We start from the raw sequence: 18,568 nt of genomic DNA, 5'->3' as shown, positions 1-18,568 counted from the left end.
GATTTACTTTAGGGATTCTAATTTATCTAAACTATAAAAGAATGTGCCTATATTATACTATAAATATGGAGTTGCAATTTATCGCATATTTTGAAACATTTTCAGCACATTAAGTATTCCATACCCCCATACTGGATTTGGGTATAAATCTCCACTTCTTTGAACTGCACCTCTTTGAATATATGTTTTTATTGTTTGCGAATATATATTAGGGTCATTTCCTTCTACAATTCCCCATTGAAATAACATAGCGCAAGCCCCTGCTAATATAGCCGCTGATACACTTGTTCCATTAACGATAGCCGTTTGATTATTAGGTGCTACAGTTAATGCATTTATCCCACCTGCAGCCACATCAATTCTATTAATATAGTCTTCTAAAAATGCTATTCCAGAATAATCTAAGACATTATTATTTAGCTGATTGTACGCTGCTGCAGTAATCGTATATTCTGAACATGCTGAATTACTTATAGTCCCATAAGGATCCGAAGCAATAAACCTAGTTCCTCCGATACTAACACCTTCTTGTGGTATCCATGCATTAAATCTACCATTTAGAATTGACTGTCCTGTCAGGGTAAAACGCCAAATTCCTTCTGTTATATTTAATAACCTTACTCTCATTAACTGATCACCTGTGTATTCTTCTGGAACATAATAATTTACTACCATTGAAGTGGTTTCAAATACAAATGAATAAGTTTCTATAGCCGTTATTTCTGCATTTATAGTTCCAGTACTTTCTCCTGATGGTGATATTATATTTAGTGTCATTATATTAGGTGATTCAACCCAAATATCAACTATTATATTTTTTTGCTCTGGCGATATATATAGCTGTATTGTTCTCGATTCATTAACTTGAGATATTGTACCTGATGTATGTGTCCCACTTGCACCTTGGTTTCCTGAGCCATTAACTATTGCAATCCCACTACTTTGAGACATAAAATCCATATATTGTTCTAAAAAACCATTTCCTTTATGGCCTCCTAAATTACTTTCTAAAGGCATATATATAACCATAGGTTTATTATTTTCTAGTGAATATCTGTTTAAAAATTCTAATGCTGAGAAAACTGATAACATACTATATATAGGTATTTGTATATTATACCGCCTTTTGTAAGCAATATTTTCAAGAAGCTTTATCACCACAAAATCGCATTCTGGAACCATCCCCTTTAAATCAGGATTTTTTCCAACTGATCCAATTATTCCAGCCATATTTGTTCCATGACCTATTTCATCTTTGGTTGGAACTATATCGTAAGGAGATTGTCCAGACCTAAAAGCATCTATTGCTTGTTGTATTGTGCTTTTATTGTAGACACTTCCAAACGGAACTCCATTCTTTCCAGTTTGCTGCTCAGAATTTATAGTTTGATCCCAAATATACTCTATTTTAGTCTGACCATTTCCTCTTATAAATTCATCATTTAAATAATCAATGCCTGAATCTATAATTGCTACATCTACTCCTCTCCCTGTAAGTCTTAATGGCAGCTCTAATTGCAAAAAATTAGCTTGGGATGCTTCAATTGGAGAAACTTCTTCTAGAGTAAATATATCTGGAAAAGCCATATATATTACTGTAGAAAAAACTGGAATCGGTATACCTGTATCAAGCTCTACAGGTGCAGATAATATGGCATATTGATTATTAATTATGGTCGCATAATACCCTGGCTGTTTTGAAACTTCATCCTCAATGTTACCTTCATATTGAACTATATAATGATAATAATTTGCATCAGAAAAAATATTTATTGGAGCTCTAAAACCTTCCTTCATCTAAACTTTACATCTCCTGCCTTTGGAATTCTTATAAATAATTTATTTACATAATACTCATCAAACTCATGATTTTCATTTGTATATTTTTTATCAGTAATATTCATTCTAAATCTTTGGTTGCTATTTCTATATAAACCACTAATTATATTGAAAATACCTAGTAAATCAAAATCACCATATCCTGTTTCTCTACTGGGATATCTATTAGCTGAATTTCTGTTAGCACCATACATTATGTATGTTCTAATTTTTTTAGTATACATAGTAGGATCATTATGATCTACAATCCCCCATTGTAATAAAAGCGCACACGCCCCAGTCACTACCGCTGTAGCAGCTGAGCTGCCTGAAAATGTTGTTACTCCTCCTCCAACTTTTGTTGTTAATATATTTACACCTATAGTTGAAATATCTGGGTTAATCAATCCATTAGTATTAAATCCTTTACCAGAGGCCGCAATTAATGCATTATTATTTCCATAGTAAGATACTGTGATAACATTAACAGCTGTTGATGGTATTGTTAGAGTCGTAAAAGGATCCGATTCGAGAAATATTGTATTTTCTGGTAAAGTACTTTTGGGCGGCAGCCATATGTCATACCTACCATTTGTTATATATTCGCCTATCAAGTTGAAAGACCATGTCCCTGGCTTTATATTACTAAACGTAAGACTTATTACTTGATGTCCTGTGAAATGTTCTGGTGAATAGAATCTTACTAGCATATCTGTATTTAAAAAAACAAATCTCACCGGTTGAACCTTATTTATTTTAGATTGTATAACTGCTGAAGCCTCACCTGTCGGAGAAATTACATTTATTGATGCGATATTAGGTCTTCGTATCCATATATAAATTGGAAGAAATTTCATTTCCCTTGGTATTCTCAGTTCTATTACTTTTGCATCTCCTACATTCCTCATATATCCTGATACATGACCTTGAGAATCCCCCTCATTTCCCACTCCATTTACTACGCACAATCCTCTACTATTTCCAATTGATGTTATATATCTTGAAATCAAGTTGTTACCATCATGGCTACCTTCTGTGCTTCCAACACCTAGATAGATAACCATTGGTTGCTTACGTTCTACTGCGACTCTTCTCAAATATTCTACTCCTGCTACAATTTCAGATGCATTATATACCGGAGTATAAGGAATTCCATTTTCTTTCAATTGTCTTTTAAAATTAGTAGATTCCAAAAGCTTAACAATAACAAAATCACTTGCATTAGCAATTCCTTGAAACTCAGTATTATATCCTCTTGCTCCTATAATCCCAGCAACTTTTGTTCCATGTCCAACTTCATCTCTGGAAGGAACTATTTGATACGGATCTCCATTATTTCTTTTAGCTGCAATAGCACTATTAATTTGATTATTTGAATAAATTTGTCCTATATATACAGAGTCACTAGTATTACTTTGAACGGATTGATCCCATATACTTATTATTCTTGATGTATCATCTTCTCTTATAAACTCATCATTTAAATAATCTATACCTGTATCGACTATTCCTATTAGCACTCCCCTCCCATTCAAATCTAAAAAAGGATTTATCTTTATGTTATTTATATTATCTACAGATGATGGTGAGATATCTTGTAATACATAAATTGTCCTAAAATCATAAAATACAATTGCTGGAACATCATTTAGGAGCCTATCAAAATCATTACTTCGTACAGATATTACTCCGATAGTGCCTGTAATTATATCCCCACAAGCATAAGATAACTTATCTATTTGTTCTTTGAAATTCCCTCTATACTCAATCAAATAATTTGCCGAATCGGGATCATAATATAAATTACAGTCACGTAAATCAGACATATCTAACTCCTAATATTACTTGCATTAATATTATATATATTTTTATATTGTTTATTTGATGATTGAAATTATTTGTTCATCTCTAAATTAATAACTGTAATATTCCTTAATATTTAAATTAAATTTTTATCCTCTCATAATTTCTAATAAAGTAATCAAAAAAAGCAACAAACATTATAATGCTTATTGCTTAAAATACTTTTAATTATATATTATTTAGAAAACTTAGTCTAAACCTTTATATTCAAACCAGTCAACATCATTAACTATCTTCATGTAAATTAACACAAAAAAATAGCCGTCGGAAGAATATCGGAAGAAATTAACCTTCCATTCTCTCAACTGCCTATTTTACATATGCGAGATAAGCCATAAGCCGAGTTCTGTATTAAGCAATCATCTATCTAGGCCTACTGTTGCCAGTAAGCTCAAGCGACGCACCCAGAGGCGGGACGGGCAGCCCCTTCAATTGCCTCTCTATTCGGTCTTGCTCCAAGTGGGGTTTACATAGCCGTGAAGTCTCCATCACGCTGGTGAGCTCTTACCATCACCTTTCCACCCTTACCTAAGTAAACTTAGGCGGTATATCTCTGTTGCACTTTCCTTCAAGTCGCCTTGACTGGACGTTATCCAGCACCCTGCCCTATGGAGCTCGGACTTTCCTCTCCTAGATCAAGTCTAGCAGCGATTGCACGTCTCACTCGCAAAATCTATATTAACATATATCTTTTTAAGATGCAAATATATTTTTTATACAACATTTCTAAATTATAGTTATATTAAAAAAAATATTATTGTTAATAATAGTATTACTATTATTCCATATAAACTTACGCCACAGAATAGAAGCGTTAATAATATAAGTCCACCAACAATTAATTTAGGATAAAGTAAAAATAAAAGAGGATTATTGCTAGGAAAAAATGGTGGAAATCTACCATTCCATCCACCATATTTACTTCTTCTGCTTCCTCCCCTAAAAAAATTTCGTACTGTTTTCTTACTATGTTTAAAGAAATTTTTCAAGTCATCTTTTAAATCTTCACTATTTTTATTATTAAAATCATGATCTTTCCCCATAATTCACCGCACAATTATTATTACACTATTAGTATATGCACCTATTCATTTTTTTAGTAAACTCTTTTTCAATTAATTATATGCATTAGAACTTAACATTTAAATAATTTAGTGCAGTTATAGCCTTAATATAAAGTTTTACTAAATATTAATTTATCAAACAAACTCATAAGGATCTTCACTTTTTTTTGAAGCGATGAACTCTACATCTTTAAATTTTCCCCTTAAAAAATCCAATGTTTTTAAGAACACAAGGTATTCTGTTGAGAAATGACCTGCATCTATTATGCTTATACCTAATTCTTTGAAATCCGATGCAAAATGATATGTTGTATCCCCTGTTATTATACAGTCTGCACCAAGATCTTTTGCTTTATAAAAGAAATCTTGCCCACTGCCATTAATTATAGCTATTGTCCTTGCTTTATTTTTTCCCCTAACAATCCTCATATTTTTTATATTTAAATTTTTTTTAATAATTTCTATAAGATCATTCAACATTATTTCTTCGTCTAATTTAACCAGTCTTCCAATTCCGCCATCTTTATAATTATTAGATTCATTAGGTTCAATAATTTCTTGTGACTCAAATCCTAGCATTCTAACTATAGTTTCGTTAATTCCACCTTTAGCACTATCTAAATTGGTATGGCAAGAGTATAATGCTATATCCTCTTTGATTAGATTTATCAACTTGTTCCCCAATAAATCTCCTTTAACTATACTCTTAGGTCTTTTGAATAGCAGTGGGTGATGAGTTATTATTAACTCACATCTTAAATCTACTGCCTCCTCAATTACTTCATTTGTGCAATCTAAAGATAATAAAACCTTGTTTATAGTCTTCTCTTCATCTCCAACCGTTAGACCAACATTATCATAAGACTCCATTAAAAACTTTGGTGCAACTCTTTCTATTTCTCTTCCTATATCTTTTACTTGGACCATAATCTCACCGCCTAAAAACTTTTTAGTAGTTTCTTTAACTTCTCATTTTTTTCTATTAACTCATTTCTTCTTGAAATTGCATGTTCAGTATTATCTTTAATAAAATCCATTACTTTTTCATTTTTTTCAATTTTGCTTTCTATATATGATTTAAATAATGGTAATTTTTTATTTAATATAAATGGGCTTATTTCATAAAATATATTATCTAATTTTATATAATCACCTTTTTTATACTTAACTTTAAATATCTCATAATACTTGTCTTCATCCAAACAAATATCCTCTTCTAATATTTCATAATCGCTAGTATATAAATATTCTCTTAATACTTCCGGATTTTGTGCTGGTTGAAGCACTAAATATTCTAATTTTTTCACCTTATCCAAATCATTTTCTAATATATCTCTAATTAAATTACCACCCATTCCTGCAATTATTACAGATTGAGCTTCTTTATTTTTTAATACAGCTAAACCACTTCCTAATCTTAAATCTACCTTGTCTAACACTCCATCAAGTGCTGCATTAATTTTAGCTTTTTTCAGTGGATCCTTATTAATATCTGATGCAATAACTTTTTTAGCTATATCATGTTTAACTAAATATATTGGTATATATCCATGGTCTGTTCCAACATCCATTATTACTTCCACTTTATTAATTTTTTCTATAATCCATTTTAGTCTTTTACTTAATTCCATATTTACCTCTTTTTGTCTTACTTATAAATTTTAGATATCCAATTTAAGGATTCGACTTATTAGATGAATGTATTTACAAAGTTGCTAAAACCTTAAGTTCATATCTTCACTAGAAATCATAAATATATTTGTAACCTCAAGGGTCATAATATGAAGAAAATATTTGAAAATGAACTCTTAAAAGTTCTTAGCTTTTCTGAATCAAAATATTTATGATTTCGGTAAGTCACTACACAAATCTAGTTTTAAAGTTTGGTAATTCCTTATTTAAAAAGAAGCACCTAATTTTAGGTGCTTTTAGATACTAATCTAGATAATCTTTTAATTTCTTGCTTCTTGACGGATGTCTTAATTTTCTTAAAGCTTTTGCTTCAATTTGTCTAATTCTTTCTCTAGTAACATTGAACTCTTTTCCTACTTCTTCAAGTGTTCTGGCTCTTCCGTCATCAAGTCCAAATCTTAATCTTAATACTTTTTCTTCTCTAGGAGTTAATGTATCTAAGACATTGATTAATTGTTCCTTAAGCATTGTAAATGCTGCTGCTTCAGCTGGTGCTGGTGCTTCATCATCTGGAATAAAGTCTCCTAAATGAGAGTCTTCCTCTTCACCTATTGGAGTTTCTAACGAAACTGGTTCTTGTGCAATTTTTTGAATTTCGCGAACCTTATCCACTGGAAGTTCCATAACCTTCGATATTTCTTCTGGGAATGGATCTCTACCTAATTCTTGGAGCAATTGTCTTTGTACTCTAATAAGCTTATTTATAGTTTCTACCATATGAACAGGTATTCTTATTGTTCTAGCTTGATCTGCAATTGCTCTTGTTATTGCTTGCCTAATCCACCATGTAGCATAAGTCGAAAATTTATATCCTTTTCTGTAATCAAATTTTTCAACAGCTTTAATAAGACCTAAATTTCCTTCTTGAATTAAATCCAAGAATAACATACCTCTTCCAACATATCTTTTAGCTATACTTACAACTAATCTTAAATTCGCTTCAGCTAATTTTTTCTTAGCCTTTTGGTTTCCTTCTTCAATTTCTTTCGCATAAGTTATTTCCTGTTCAGAAGACAATAAAGGCACTTTTCCAATTTCTTTCAAATACATTCGAACTGGATCATCTATAGCTATACCTTCTGGGACCGATAAATCAATTTCTTCTTCAGTTTCTGTATCCGCAATTTCACCTATTATTTCAACACCTGTCATTTCCAAAACTTCATATATTTTTTCTATTTGCTCTGGGCTCAAATCAATATGATCCATAGCTTCCATGATTTCTTTATATGTTAGTGAACCATTCTTTTTACCCTTGTCAATTAATTCCTTCACAGCCGCCATTTTAGCATTTTTATCTTTTTTATCGTCTTTTGGCTTTGTTACTTTTCCATTCGCTTTTTGTTCCATCTTATTATTGCCTCCTTCCGTCATAACCTTCAACCTCTCTCTCCCTTTTTAAGTGCTTCAGATAATTTAGTAAGCTCTATTGCAATCTTTATAGATTCTTCAATTTTCCCCTCTTTTTCGAATCTATTTTGCTTTTTCTTTAAATCCTCAATTTGCAGCTTAAGTTTAAAGCTTCTTACCTCTTTTAAATAATCTTTTATTAATCGCTCTCTATCAGTAAAATCTAAAATCTCATGTTCCCTTATTTTGGTCAACTCTTTAGAACTTTCTATATCGTCACATCTACTTTCTACATAGGATTCTATATTACCTATATCATTAGTATCCTCACTTTTGCCTTTTAATATTAATGAATAAATTTTATTATGTGATTCTATTACAAAATCTCCTGATTTTATGGAGCTTTTAATCTCATCATAAAATTCATCTTTGAACATCAATTTTAATAATGCTCTTTCAGCCTTTAAGTATGCGGGTTCTACATATAATTTTGTTCCAAAATATTCCTTTTTATTCACAAAATTGTCTTCTTTTTGTTTTTTTGTTATTACTTGTGAAAGTAAGTCATATAATGCCTGTTCTTTAATTGCTGTTTCTTCTGAAATTTTCCTTATATATACATCTTTTTCTATAGGATTTAGATCTGCTAGAATTTCTGCAAATTTTTCTCCATATTCTACTAGATCATTTCCACTATTTAGATTTATGCCTTCAGCTGCTTTCTTAATTCTATATTCAATTAAAGGAAGCGCTTCATTTGCCAACTTCAGAAATGACTCCTTTCCATGATTCCTCACAAACTCATCTGGATCTTTTCCATCTGGTACTATCAATACTTTTACATCAAATCCAGCACCTCTTAAAATTTCTAGACCTCTTAAGGTAGCAGTCTGTCCAGCCAAATCAGCATCATAAGAAATTATTACCTTATTAACATACCTTTTAAGAAGCCTTGCTTGGTTTACTGTAAGTGCAGTTCCAAGTGATGCTACAACATTTGTTATACCAGATTGGTGAAGTGATATTAAATCCATATATCCTTCAACTATAATGATGTAATCCTCTTTTAGCTTATTCTTAATTGCAAAATTTAATCCATAAAGATTTATCCCTTTTTGAAAAATCATGGTCTCTGGTGAATTTAAATATTTTGGTTTTGAATCATCTAAAACCCTACCTCCAAATCCAATAACTTTTCCTCTTACATCAAACACGGGAAACATTACTCTATTTCTAAATTTATCATAAACATTCCCTGATTTCTCACTTTTTGAAATCAATCCAGCTTCAAGTAATAGATTATCTTTATATCCTTTTGTTCTTAAGTAGTTTGTTAATCCATGCCAACTATCTTGAGAGTAGCCTAACCCAAATCTCTTTATGGTTTCTTCTTTTATCCCTCTCTTCAAAAAATACTCTTTTGCCATTTTAATTCTTTGTAAATTAGCAAAATAATATCTAGCTGTTTCAACATTTACTTTATATAAAACTTCTTTCTTTCTAGAAACTGCGCTATTTTCATTATCATTTATCTGTAGCGGAATATTAGCTTTATCTGCTAGATACTTTGCAGCTTCTACAAAAGTGAGTTTTTTATATTTCATAACAAACGTAAGCACATTTCCTGCTTCTCCACATGAAAAACATTTGTATATCTGTTTTTCACTTGAAACACTAAATGATGGAGATTTATCATTATGGAATGGACATAATCCCATAAAATTTCTACCTGATTTTTTTAGCCTTACATCCTCTGAAATAATATCAACAATGTCATTTTGTTCTTTTATCCTTTCAAGAACTTCTTCTGATATTTGCAAGGAGACATCTCCTTCCTCTGCTTTTTTTGGCAATTATATATTATTCGACATAATAACGAGTTTTCCTTCTAAAATAATTAGAAAACTATTAATTTTTTTTTAATTTAAAGTTTCACCAGTTATAAAATAATATTTATTGAATAATACTATATATTAAAGTAATTCTTTTTATTAATTTAAAATCCTCTTTTTTTATTGCAAATCTTTATTCATCGAGAATATTATTAAATTCATTATAGTTTTAAACTTTCTAAGACATGAATCTCATATATAATTAATCTATTACAAACTTAGGGATAAATATTTTATTAAATAGTGATAAGCAATAATCATCACTCATTCCCGCCACATAATCAGCAACTCCTCGTTTCAAGCCTTCGTTTTTAGCTATGCTCACATAAATATCTGGCATCTCATAAGGATTTTCCTCAAAATGTTTAATTAATTGATTTAAAACAAATTTCGCCTTATTTCTTTCAACCTTTAATGTATCCCCTAAATATATATTTTTAAACATAAATTGTCTAAGTTCAGTCATTGCTTCACTTATTTCTGGACTTAACCCAATTTCCTTTACCCCATTATTAAGATTATCATTTGATTTTTTTATAAAATCTTTAATTAAGACATTTAATCTTTCGTTTGAAGTATCTCCAAATACTTTAACAATTTCTCTTGGAATCTCTTCTTTGCTTAATAAACCTGCTCTTATAGAATCATCAATGTCATGATTCAAGTACGCCATTTTATCGCTAAATTTCACCACTATTCCTTCTAATGTAATTATATCTTTAACGCTTCCAAGCCCACTATGATTTAATATTCCATTAATTACTTCTTCAGTTAGATTAAGCCCCTGCCCGTTATTTTCGAGTTTAGTAACAACTCTAACGCTTTGTTCATTGTGACGGAATCCATCTTCTAAATATTCATTTAGCACTTCTTCTCCATTGTGTGCAAAAGCAACATGCCCAAGATCATGCCCTAACGCTATAGCTTCAATTAAATTTTCATTTAATCCGATTCCAGCTCCAATATTTCTTGCAACTTGAGATACCTCTAATGTATGAGTTAATCTAGTCCTATAATGATCTCCAAATGTTTTTATATATACTTGTGTTTTATGCTTGAGGCGTCTGAATGATTTGCTTTGAATAATTCTATCTCTATCAAGCATATAACAAGTTCTAATATCATCATCTTCTTCTCTAATTTTTCTGCCAATAGAATTTTTTGAAAAAGCAGCTTCTTTAATTAATGTCAAGCTTTCAAAATTTTGAATTTTTTCTCTTACATTCATATATTATCACCTCTTTTTATGTATTCTATCTATATCATTATATTCCTCTATTTATTAACTATATTTATTATTTGCAAATAACTAAAAAATAATATCCTTATATTCATTAATTTTTATTTTTTATTATTTTTAGTCTAATACTAAGATTAAATTAATATTATTTAATAATTAGGAATTTTTTTATATAGAAATCTTACCTATATATATATTTTTTTCTATATCTTAATTAAAATTTAAAAACATGTTAATTTTACTTAAAGGTATAACTTTCAATCAAAGTTTACCTTGTATCATAAAAGTTCAATAAAAATCACCTTATAAAGGAGCGTATTTATGGGTACTGAAGTTTTATCTTTACAAGAATCTAATCTTTCCCCAGAAATTATAAAACAAAATGTTTTACCATACTATAATTTACAAAACTCTCAGATTTCAATAATTAAATTTAAAGATACTGATAAGCAAAGAGCAGTTTATAGGGTAAATTATAAAGATAAAAATTACTGTCTAAAAAAAGTTTATTATAATTTGAATGACTTGCTATATGTATATTCAGCTATTGAGTGGCTATATAGAAATAATATTAGGGTCTCAAAACTTTTACCTACAATTGATAATAATAGATTTGTATCTTATCGAGATATGCTTTTTATATTAACTCCTTGGATTGAGGGTGAGAAATGTAATTTCGATAATTTGGATCATGTTTTAATCTCTGTAAGAAAACTCTCTGAGATTCATTCAGTATCTCGTAAATTTAGACCTATTTTAGGAAGTTCAGCAAAAGAAGGATTTGAGGATTATTACATATCTACCTTAAAACATTTTGAAGATTTACTTAAAGCATCAAATGAATCGTTTAAATACAAAGATTCATTTTCAAGACAATTTATTTCAAGTTTTGATATAAATTTACGCCTTGCTAAACTCTCTCTAGACATATCAAATAAAATTGACAATAATGAATTAAGTAAATCTTTATGCCATGGTGACTATGTAAACAAAAACCTAATTTTTCCTCCTGATCTAGATCCTTGGGTGATAGATTTTGATAAGTGCAAAGTAGATTACAGTGCAAAAGATCTAGCATATTTTATGCGAAGATTACTTAAACGAGAAAACACAAAATGGAATGTTGAGTTAGCTCTCTCTATATTAGATGCCTATAATGAATTGTGTCCTTTAACACACTCAGATTTACGTTACTTAATTTCTTATATTTGCTTTCCGCAAAAATATTGGAGGATATCAAGAGACTACTATAGGAATATTCACAAGTGTAATAAATCTGCTTTCTTAACTTTAATAATAAACGCGACATCAAAAACAAATCTTCAATATGATTTTGCGCTAGATATAATAAATCAAGTACAAAAAAAATTCAATATGACTTTACTTTGAAATTGTTTCTGTAAAGCACCATCTTTTATTAGGTTGAGCCAATCTTCTCTTCATGATTTTATAAAAACTAACTGCATCAGGCTGTCTATATTGTAAAATATTAGGTAGCCTGCATTCTAAATAATTTCATAATAACAGCTTAAAAGTACGATAATAAAAGAGCATTGTAATTAAAATCACATGTGATTTCAAATTACAATGCTCTATATTTTTTCACTTTAAATCTTCTTTTACTAAGATTTATATGCTACTTTATCATAATCTTTAATTTTTTAAAGTTATCTTGGATTTTTTACTTGCGCTTGTGCTGCTGCAAGTCTTGCTAGTGGAACTCTAAATGGTGAACAAGATACATAGTTAAGTCCTATATTATGGCAGAATTCAATTGATGAAGGATCTCCACCATGCTCTCCACAGATTCCTAAATGGATATCTGAACGAGTAGATTTTCCTTTTTCTACTGCTATTTTAATTAGAGAACCAACTCCTGTTTGATCTAATTTACCAAATGGATCTTGTTCATAAATCTTCTTTTCATAATAAGCAGATAAGAACTTAGCTGCATCATCTCTTGAGAATCCAAATGTCATTTGAGTTAAGTCATTTGTACCAAATGAGAAGAATTCTGCTTCTTTTGCTATTTCATCAGCTGTTAATGCTGCTCTTGGAATTTCAATCATAGTTCCAACCTTATAATCTAAAGTTACTCCTTTTTCTTCCATAACAGCTTTAACTGTTGATACAATTACATCTTTAACATATTTTAATTCTTTAATTTCTCCAACTAATGGAATCATTATTTCAGGTACAATATCGTAGCCTTTAGTTGTTTTAACTTCTATTGCTGCCTCTATAATAGCTCTTGCTTGCATTTCAGCAATTTCAGGGTAAGAAACTGCAAGACGGCATCCTCTATGACCCATCATAGGATTAAACTCATGTAATTCTGAAACAGTAGATTTTAATTCCTCATAAGTTATTCCCATTTCTCTTGCTAATTCTTTTATATCTGAATCCACAGTTGGCAAGAATTCATGTAGCGGTGGATCTAATAATCTTATTGTAACTGCTTTTCCTTCTAATGCTTCATAAATTCCTATGAAATCTGATTTTTGCATTGGCAAAATCTTATCTAAAGCTACTTTTCTTTGTTCTAAATCTTTAGATGTAATCATTTGTCTTACAGCCATAATTCTATCTTCTGCAAAGAACATATGCTCTGTTCTGCAAAGACCTATGCCTTCTGCTCCAAACTCAACAGCTTGTTTTGCATCTCTTGGACTATCTGCATTAGCTCTAACTTTCAATTTTCTTATTTCATCAGCCCATCCCATGAATGTCGCAAAATGTCCTGAAATTTCTGGTGTAACTGTTTTTATTTTTTCTCCATATACATTTCCTGAAGTACCGTCAATTGAAATGTAGTCTTCAGATGTATAAACTTTTCCGTTAACTTCTACAGTTCTCTTTACTTCATCAACTTTTATAGTTCCACATCCAGCTACACAACAAGTTCCCATTCCTCTTGCAACAACCGCAGCATGAGAAGTCATTCCCCCTCTTACTGTAAGGATACCTTGTGCTGCTATCATTCCCTCTATATCTTCTGGTGAAGTTTCAAGTCTTACAAGTACAACATCTTCTCCAAGTGCTGCTCTATCTTTAGCTTCATCAGCAGTAAATGCTATCTTACCACATGCAGCTCCAGGAGATGCAGGTAATCCTTTTGCAATTGGTGTAGCTTTCTTTAAATCTTCAGTATAAAAAGCAGGGTGTAATAATGTATCTAATTGTTTTGGTTCAACTTTTAAAATTGCTTCTTCCTTGCTTAGCATTCCTTCTTCTACTAAATCAACAGCAATCTTTAAAGCAGCTTGAGCTGTTCTCTTACCATTTCTAGTTTGTAAGAAATATAATTTACCTTCTTCTATAGTAAACTCCATGTCTTGCATATCTTTATAGTGATCTTCTAGTGTGTTAACAATTCCTTCAAATTGTGCATATATTTCTGGATTTTGTTCTTTTAATTTTCCAATTTCAAGTGGAGTTCTAATACCAGCAACAACATCTTCACCTTGTGCATTCATTAGATATTCACCATATATAGCATTGTCACCATTTGCAGGGTTTCTTGAGAATGCAACTCCTGTTCCTGATGTTTCTCCCTTATTACCAAATACCATTTGTTGCACATTTACAGCTGTACCCCATTCACCTGGAATATCATTTAATCTTCTATATACTATAGCTCTTGGATTATCCCATGATCTAAATACGGCTGTAATTGCTTCTATTAATTGAGCTTTAGGATCACTTGGGAATTCCTCACCCTTTTCTTTTTTGTAGATTTCTTTGAATTCACTAACTAATTCTTTTAAATCATCTGCTGTTAAATCTGTATCAAATTCAACACCTTTCTTCTCCTTAAGTTCATCAATCTTATTTTCGAATAATCTCTTTTCTATTCCCATAACAACATCAGAGAACATTTGAATGAATCTTCTGTAAGAATCATATGCAAATCTTGGATTATTGGTCAATTCTGCCATTGCTTCTACAGCTATATCATTTAATCCTAAGTTTAAGATAGTATCCATCATACCCGGCATTGAAACTCTTGCACCAGATCTTACTGAAACTAGTAAAGGATTTGTATTATCTCCAAATTTCTTACCTGTAGATTCTTCAAGCTTTGATAAACTTTCATAGATTTGACCTATTATTTCATCAGAAATCTTTCTACCATCTTCATAATATTTATTACAAGATTCTGTTGTAACAATAAAACCATCTGGCACTGGAATTCCTAGACTAGTCATTTCTGCTAAGTTAGCGCCTTTTCCTCCAAGTAGATTTTTCATTGAAGCATTTCCTTCACTAAAAAGATATACATACTTATTTGACATCTCAATACTCCCTCTTTTCTTATTATTTCTCACTATATTTACTATCGATGCCTATCCTAAGCATATTCAACAAAAAATAAATCAGCATGCTAATCTATTTCTTGTTATACTTCGTCGTTCTGTTTACCTAATAGTCCACTATGAGATAAACAGACTTCCTTGTCTAACAAGAAATATATATCGCATCATAGACTTATTTTTTATTTCATATGCTTAAAGACTTCGTAGTTACCCTTAATTAATTAATCCTCATTTTCTCCAATTTTAACAAATAATTTTGTTATGTTAGTCTTAGAAACCTTTCCGATTATCTTCATCTGATCTTTTCCATCAGACTTTTCTATTATTTCAACAACCGGAATACTATCGATCTCATGTTCAATAATTTTCTTAGCCAAATCATATGCGTTGTCATTCTTATTCGCACAAATTATATTTGGCATTCTTGTCATAATTACTCCAACGGGAACTCTATGTATATCAGTCCCCCCTATTGAAATTTTGAGAAAGTCTTTTCTAGAGACTGCACCTGTAAGCACCCCATTATTTTCTATAAATAATGTCCCTACATCATTCAGAAATAGGTATACGATTGCATCATATACCATCGTATCTTCACTGACAGTCACAGGTTTTGACATTATTTCGGATACTTTAATTTTGTTAATGTTTGAATAAATCAATCCATTAGATGTTTTTCCTGTATATACATATCCTACCTTCGGTCTAGCATCCAAAGTTCCTATCATAGTCAGTACTGCCAAATCAGCCCTGAGCGCAGCTCTAGTAACTCCAATTTTTTCTGCAAGAGCTTCACTAGTTATAGGTGCATTTTCTTTTACTAAGCATACTATTTCTTCTTGCCTAGGTGATAATTTCAATCTTATCCCTCTTTCTGTAAATACAAGAAATATTTAGTTCAAATTCATTAATTTTTACTACTCTCTAATTATATCATGTAATTATTGTTTGACTAGACTTAATTTTCAGAAAAATCAAATAAATTCGCTAAATATTTCTTGTATATTAATTTTATATCACTGATATATCTATTTTTCTTTATATTACTCTCAATATCACTTAATTTTCTGAATTTTCTTTATCTTCATCAAAATTAACTGTATAGGTATATACAGTATCTGAACCAGTATATACTTTTTGTTTTGAATCATCACTATGTTTACCTATGTCATTCTTCATTTCATTAACCTTAGTCTTAATTTTATCAGCAAAATCAGTAGCTTTATTTTTAACATTGCTTGCCATTTCTGAAACATACGTGTTTACAACTTCCACAGATCCATCTTCCATAGTTATCTCTATTGTAATTTGAGTCGCTATTGCCGCAATAACTCCTGCTGCAAGTATTGGTGGAATTATAATAGCTACAACTCCTGCTGCAATTCCTGCATTAACTGGAATATCTACAAGTTCCTTATCATCTTTCTTAACCTTTATCCTAGTAACATTTCCCTTTTCTATTATTTGTTTAATCAAAACCCTTAGTTCCTCTATAGATATAGGAGCCCTATTTACTTCCTCATCAACAAATTCATCATTAATATCTGATAACTTTTGAGACTTTTCAATGTATATTAAAGCCTCTAATACGTCTCCTTCGCATACTTCTAAAGCTTCCTTTGCCTTTTCATAGCTTACTCCTGTTCTCTCACGTATCATATCAACTTTTTCTAATGTTATATTTTCCATAAATCATCACTCCTTAATAAATTTTAACATCTCCAAACTTTTAGGCTTTTTAGCATAGCTATTCGATACTAAAAAAGTAATTACTTTTTCAATCTCACTTTTTATTTCATGATTTAAATTTAGTCTATATAATTTATCTATATCCATATTCATCAAAAACCTCAGGGCATTATATGCACCTTTTGAAATAAATACTCCATGTTCTTTGGGACATTCATCACATATACCTCCATAGTGGGATAAACTTATATAATTAGATGAAGATATCTTTTTTCTACATACGCTACAATTATTCAATGTTAGATTATATCCAGTTGTTTTTAATAATCTTAATTCAAATGCTCTTATTAGTAGTTCGTAATCTAGGGCATCTGTATTCAGTAGGTATAATGTTGTAATCAATGTCTTAAAAAGTTCCATATTAATTTCATTATCAGTACAAGCAATATCTATTAATTCGCATAAGTATGAGGAATATGTAAGCTTATGTAAATCATTTAAAAGACCTTGAAAAGATTGAATTATTTTTCCTTCTTGAAGAGTGTACAAGCTCTTACCTTTATATACCATATATTCTCCATAACATAATGGCAATGTCAATGCTAAGAACTTACTTTTACTTTTTTTAGCGCCTCTAACTATAGCTGTAATTTTACCTAACTTCTCAGTATAAAACCAAACTAGTTTGTCATTCTCTTTAAAATCTTGCGTTTTTATAATTACAGCTTTTGTTTCAACTATTGACAGGTCAACCATCTCCCACTTGGAATATATAAAAAAAAATAATATGTTAGGCTAATTATCTATTTCTTTGAATTCGCTTTATATCCTAATTCTTTTAATAAAAGCTGATTATCTCTCCATTCTTTTCTAACTTTCACCCATATTTTTAGATTAACCTTGGATCTTAAAAATCTTTCTAATTCATATCTTGAATTTTCGCCTATTCTTTTAAGTGTTTGACCATTCTTTCCAATTATTATTCCTTTATGGGAATCTTTTTCACAGATTAAATCTACTTCTATATGATATGTACCTATTTCATTTTGTTTCATTTGAATTATATCTACTGCTATACCATGAGGCACTTCATCTCTCAAGGTTCTTAAAGCTTTTTCTCTAATTATTTCTGATACTACAAACTTTTCTTGAACATCTGTTATCATGTCGTCTGGATAATATTTAGGTCCTTCGGCATTGCTTTCTTCATAAGTTCTACTAATACATCAACGTTTTTCCCTTTTATTGCAGAAATAGGTACTATCTCTGCAAATTTAAATTCTTTTGAATACATTTCTAAACTTTTTGCCACTCTATCTTGTGTACTTTCATCAACCTTATTTAAAACTAAAAATACAGGACACTTTTTATCCCTTAAGGTTTCTAATATAAATTTATCGCCCTTTCCAATCTCCTCATCTGGATTTGTTAAGAATAATACTAAATCAACATCTTTAGTAGATTCTTTTGCCGAATTTACCATGTATTCTCCTAACTTATGTTTAGGTTTATGTATACCTGGTGTATCAACAAATATCATTTGATAATCATCACCTGTCAATATTGTTTGTATGTTATTTCTTGTTGTCTGAGGTTTATTAGAAACTATTGATAACTTTTCCCCCATTATATAATTTAATAAAG

Annotated in this window: 13 protein-coding genes, 1 other RNA gene and 1 pseudogene; 1 reads left to right on the top strand and 14 read right to left on the bottom strand. The window is 30.3% G+C overall.

The window, feature by feature from the left end; all coding sequences use genetic code 11:
- Positions 1–78: 78 nt before the first annotated feature.
- The 9 genes from AXY43_RS19300 to AXY43_RS19260 all read right to left on the bottom strand — a co-directional run bounded on the left by AXY43_RS19300 (position 79) and on the right by AXY43_RS19260 (position 10,907).
- The gene (locus AXY43_RS19300) at positions 79–1,797 is read right to left on the bottom strand and encodes a S8 family peptidase (protein WP_023973995.1); all 1,719 of its coding nucleotides are present in this window, start codon (positions 1,795–1,797) and stop codon (positions 79–81) included.
- A complete protein-coding gene (locus AXY43_RS19295) occupies positions 1,794–3,644 on the bottom strand; it encodes a S8 family peptidase (RefSeq protein WP_023973996.1) in 1,851 nt (616 codons plus the stop codon). Before AXY43_RS19295 ends, AXY43_RS19300 begins: the two co-directional genes overlap by 4 nt.
- Before the next feature lie 356 nt (positions 3,645–4,000).
- Positions 4,001–4,348: RNase P RNA component class A (gene rnpB / locus AXY43_RS19290), an RNA gene on the bottom strand.
- A gap of 70 nt (positions 4,349–4,418) precedes the next feature.
- A complete protein-coding gene (locus AXY43_RS19285; RefSeq protein WP_105411984.1) occupies positions 4,419–4,724 on the bottom strand; it encodes a hypothetical protein in 306 nt (101 codons plus the stop codon).
- A gap of 156 nt (positions 4,725–4,880) precedes the next feature.
- A complete protein-coding gene (locus AXY43_RS19280; protein ID WP_023973998.1) occupies positions 4,881–5,672 on the bottom strand; it encodes a Nif3-like dinuclear metal center hexameric protein in 792 nt (263 codons plus the stop codon).
- 11 nt (positions 5,673–5,683) lie between these two features.
- Positions 5,684–6,376 (bottom strand): tRNA (adenine(22)-N(1))-methyltransferase, encoded by a 693-nt coding sequence (locus AXY43_RS19275; protein WP_023973999.1) that lies wholly within the window; start codon positions 6,374–6,376, stop codon positions 5,684–5,686.
- 304 nt (positions 6,377–6,680) lie between these two features.
- On the bottom strand, positions 6,681–7,811 hold the full coding sequence (gene rpoD / locus AXY43_RS19270; RefSeq protein ID WP_011968196.1) for an RNA polymerase sigma factor RpoD: 1,131 nt from the start codon (positions 7,809–7,811) through the stop codon (positions 6,681–6,683).
- A 5-nt stretch (positions 7,812–7,816) separates the two neighbouring features.
- Positions 7,817–9,607, bottom strand: a complete 1,791-nt coding sequence (gene dnaG / locus AXY43_RS19265; RefSeq protein ID WP_023974000.1) for a DNA primase — start codon at positions 9,605–9,607, stop codon at positions 7,817–7,819.
- Positions 9,608–9,881: 274 nt separating this feature from the next.
- Positions 9,882–10,907, bottom strand: coding sequence for a deoxyguanosinetriphosphate triphosphohydrolase (locus tag AXY43_RS19260; protein ID WP_017211787.1), 1,026 nt, complete (start codon positions 10,905–10,907; stop codon positions 9,882–9,884).
- Positions 10,908–11,240: 333 nt separating this feature from the next.
- On the opposite strand from AXY43_RS19260, the gene AXY43_RS19255 reads away from it, so the two are divergent.
- On the top strand, positions 11,241–12,308 hold the full coding sequence (locus tag AXY43_RS19255; protein ID WP_011968193.1) for a CotS family spore coat protein: 1,068 nt from the start codon (positions 11,241–11,243) through the stop codon (positions 12,306–12,308).
- A gap of 278 nt (positions 12,309–12,586) precedes the next feature.
- Here the strand turns inward: AXY43_RS19255 and ppdK are convergent, their stop codons facing one another.
- The 5 genes and pseudogenes from ppdK to era all read right to left on the bottom strand — a co-directional run bounded on the left by ppdK (position 12,587) and on the right by era (position 18,551).
- A complete protein-coding gene (gene ppdK / locus AXY43_RS19250; protein WP_023974002.1) occupies positions 12,587–15,214 on the bottom strand; it encodes a pyruvate, phosphate dikinase in 2,628 nt (875 codons plus the stop codon).
- A gap of 242 nt (positions 15,215–15,456) precedes the next feature.
- Positions 15,457–16,095, bottom strand: a complete 639-nt coding sequence (locus AXY43_RS19245; RefSeq protein WP_017211784.1) for a helix-turn-helix transcriptional regulator — start codon at positions 16,093–16,095, stop codon at positions 15,457–15,459.
- A 199-nt stretch (positions 16,096–16,294) separates the two neighbouring features.
- The gene (locus AXY43_RS19240) at positions 16,295–16,924 is read right to left on the bottom strand and encodes a DUF4342 domain-containing protein (RefSeq protein WP_023974003.1); all 630 of its coding nucleotides are present in this window, start codon (positions 16,922–16,924) and stop codon (positions 16,295–16,297) included.
- Positions 16,925–16,930: 6 nt separating this feature from the next.
- A complete protein-coding gene (gene recO, locus AXY43_RS19235) occupies positions 16,931–17,680 on the bottom strand; it encodes a DNA repair protein RecO (protein ID WP_017211782.1) in 750 nt (249 codons plus the stop codon).
- 47 nt (positions 17,681–17,727) lie between these two features.
- Positions 17,728–18,551 (bottom strand): annotated as a pseudogene (era, locus tag AXY43_RS19230) (GTPase Era).
- Positions 18,552–18,568 lie beyond the last annotated feature (17 nt).

Origin of the sequence: Clostridium sp. MF28 (assembly GCF_002969175.1) — a bacterium.
GTDB lineage: Bacteria > Bacillota > Clostridia > Clostridiales > Clostridiaceae > Clostridium > Clostridium beijerinckii.
Note: the sequence above shows the minus strand (reverse complement) of the source record. Positions and strands in the feature narration are given on the sequence as shown.

Coding starts and splice junctions, on each gene's coding strand:
- AXY43_RS19240 (WP_023974003.1), bottom strand. CDS start 16,924: ATGGAAAATATAACATTAGAAAAAGTTGATATGATACGTGAGAGAACA.
- AXY43_RS19260 (WP_017211787.1), bottom strand. CDS start 10,907: ATGAATGTAAGAGAAAAAATTCAAAATTTTGAAAGCTTGACATTAATT.
- AXY43_RS19285 (WP_105411984.1), bottom strand. CDS start 4,724: ATGGGGAAAGATCATGATTTTAATAATAAAAATAGTGAAGATTTAAAA.
- AXY43_RS19300 (WP_023973995.1), bottom strand. CDS start 1,797: ATGAAGGAAGGTTTTAGAGCTCCAATAAATATTTTTTCTGATGCAAAT.
- AXY43_RS19295 (WP_023973996.1), bottom strand. CDS start 3,644: ATGTCTGATTTACGTGACTGTAATTTATATTATGATCCCGATTCGGCA.
- recO (WP_017211782.1), bottom strand. CDS start 17,680: ATGGTTGACCTGTCAATAGTTGAAACAAAAGCTGTAATTATAAAAACG.
- AXY43_RS19280 (WP_023973998.1), bottom strand. CDS start 5,672: ATGGTCCAAGTAAAAGATATAGGAAGAGAAATAGAAAGAGTTGCACCA.
- rpoD (WP_011968196.1), bottom strand. CDS start 7,811: ATGACGGAAGGAGGCAATAATAAGATGGAACAAAAAGCGAATGGAAAA.
- AXY43_RS19255 (WP_011968193.1), top strand. CDS start 11,241: ATGGGTACTGAAGTTTTATCTTTACAAGAATCTAATCTTTCCCCAGAA.
- ppdK (WP_023974002.1), bottom strand. CDS start 15,214: ATGTCAAATAAGTATGTATATCTTTTTAGTGAAGGAAATGCTTCAATG.
- AXY43_RS19275 (WP_023973999.1), bottom strand. CDS start 6,376: ATGGAATTAAGTAAAAGACTAAAATGGATTATAGAAAAAATTAATAAA.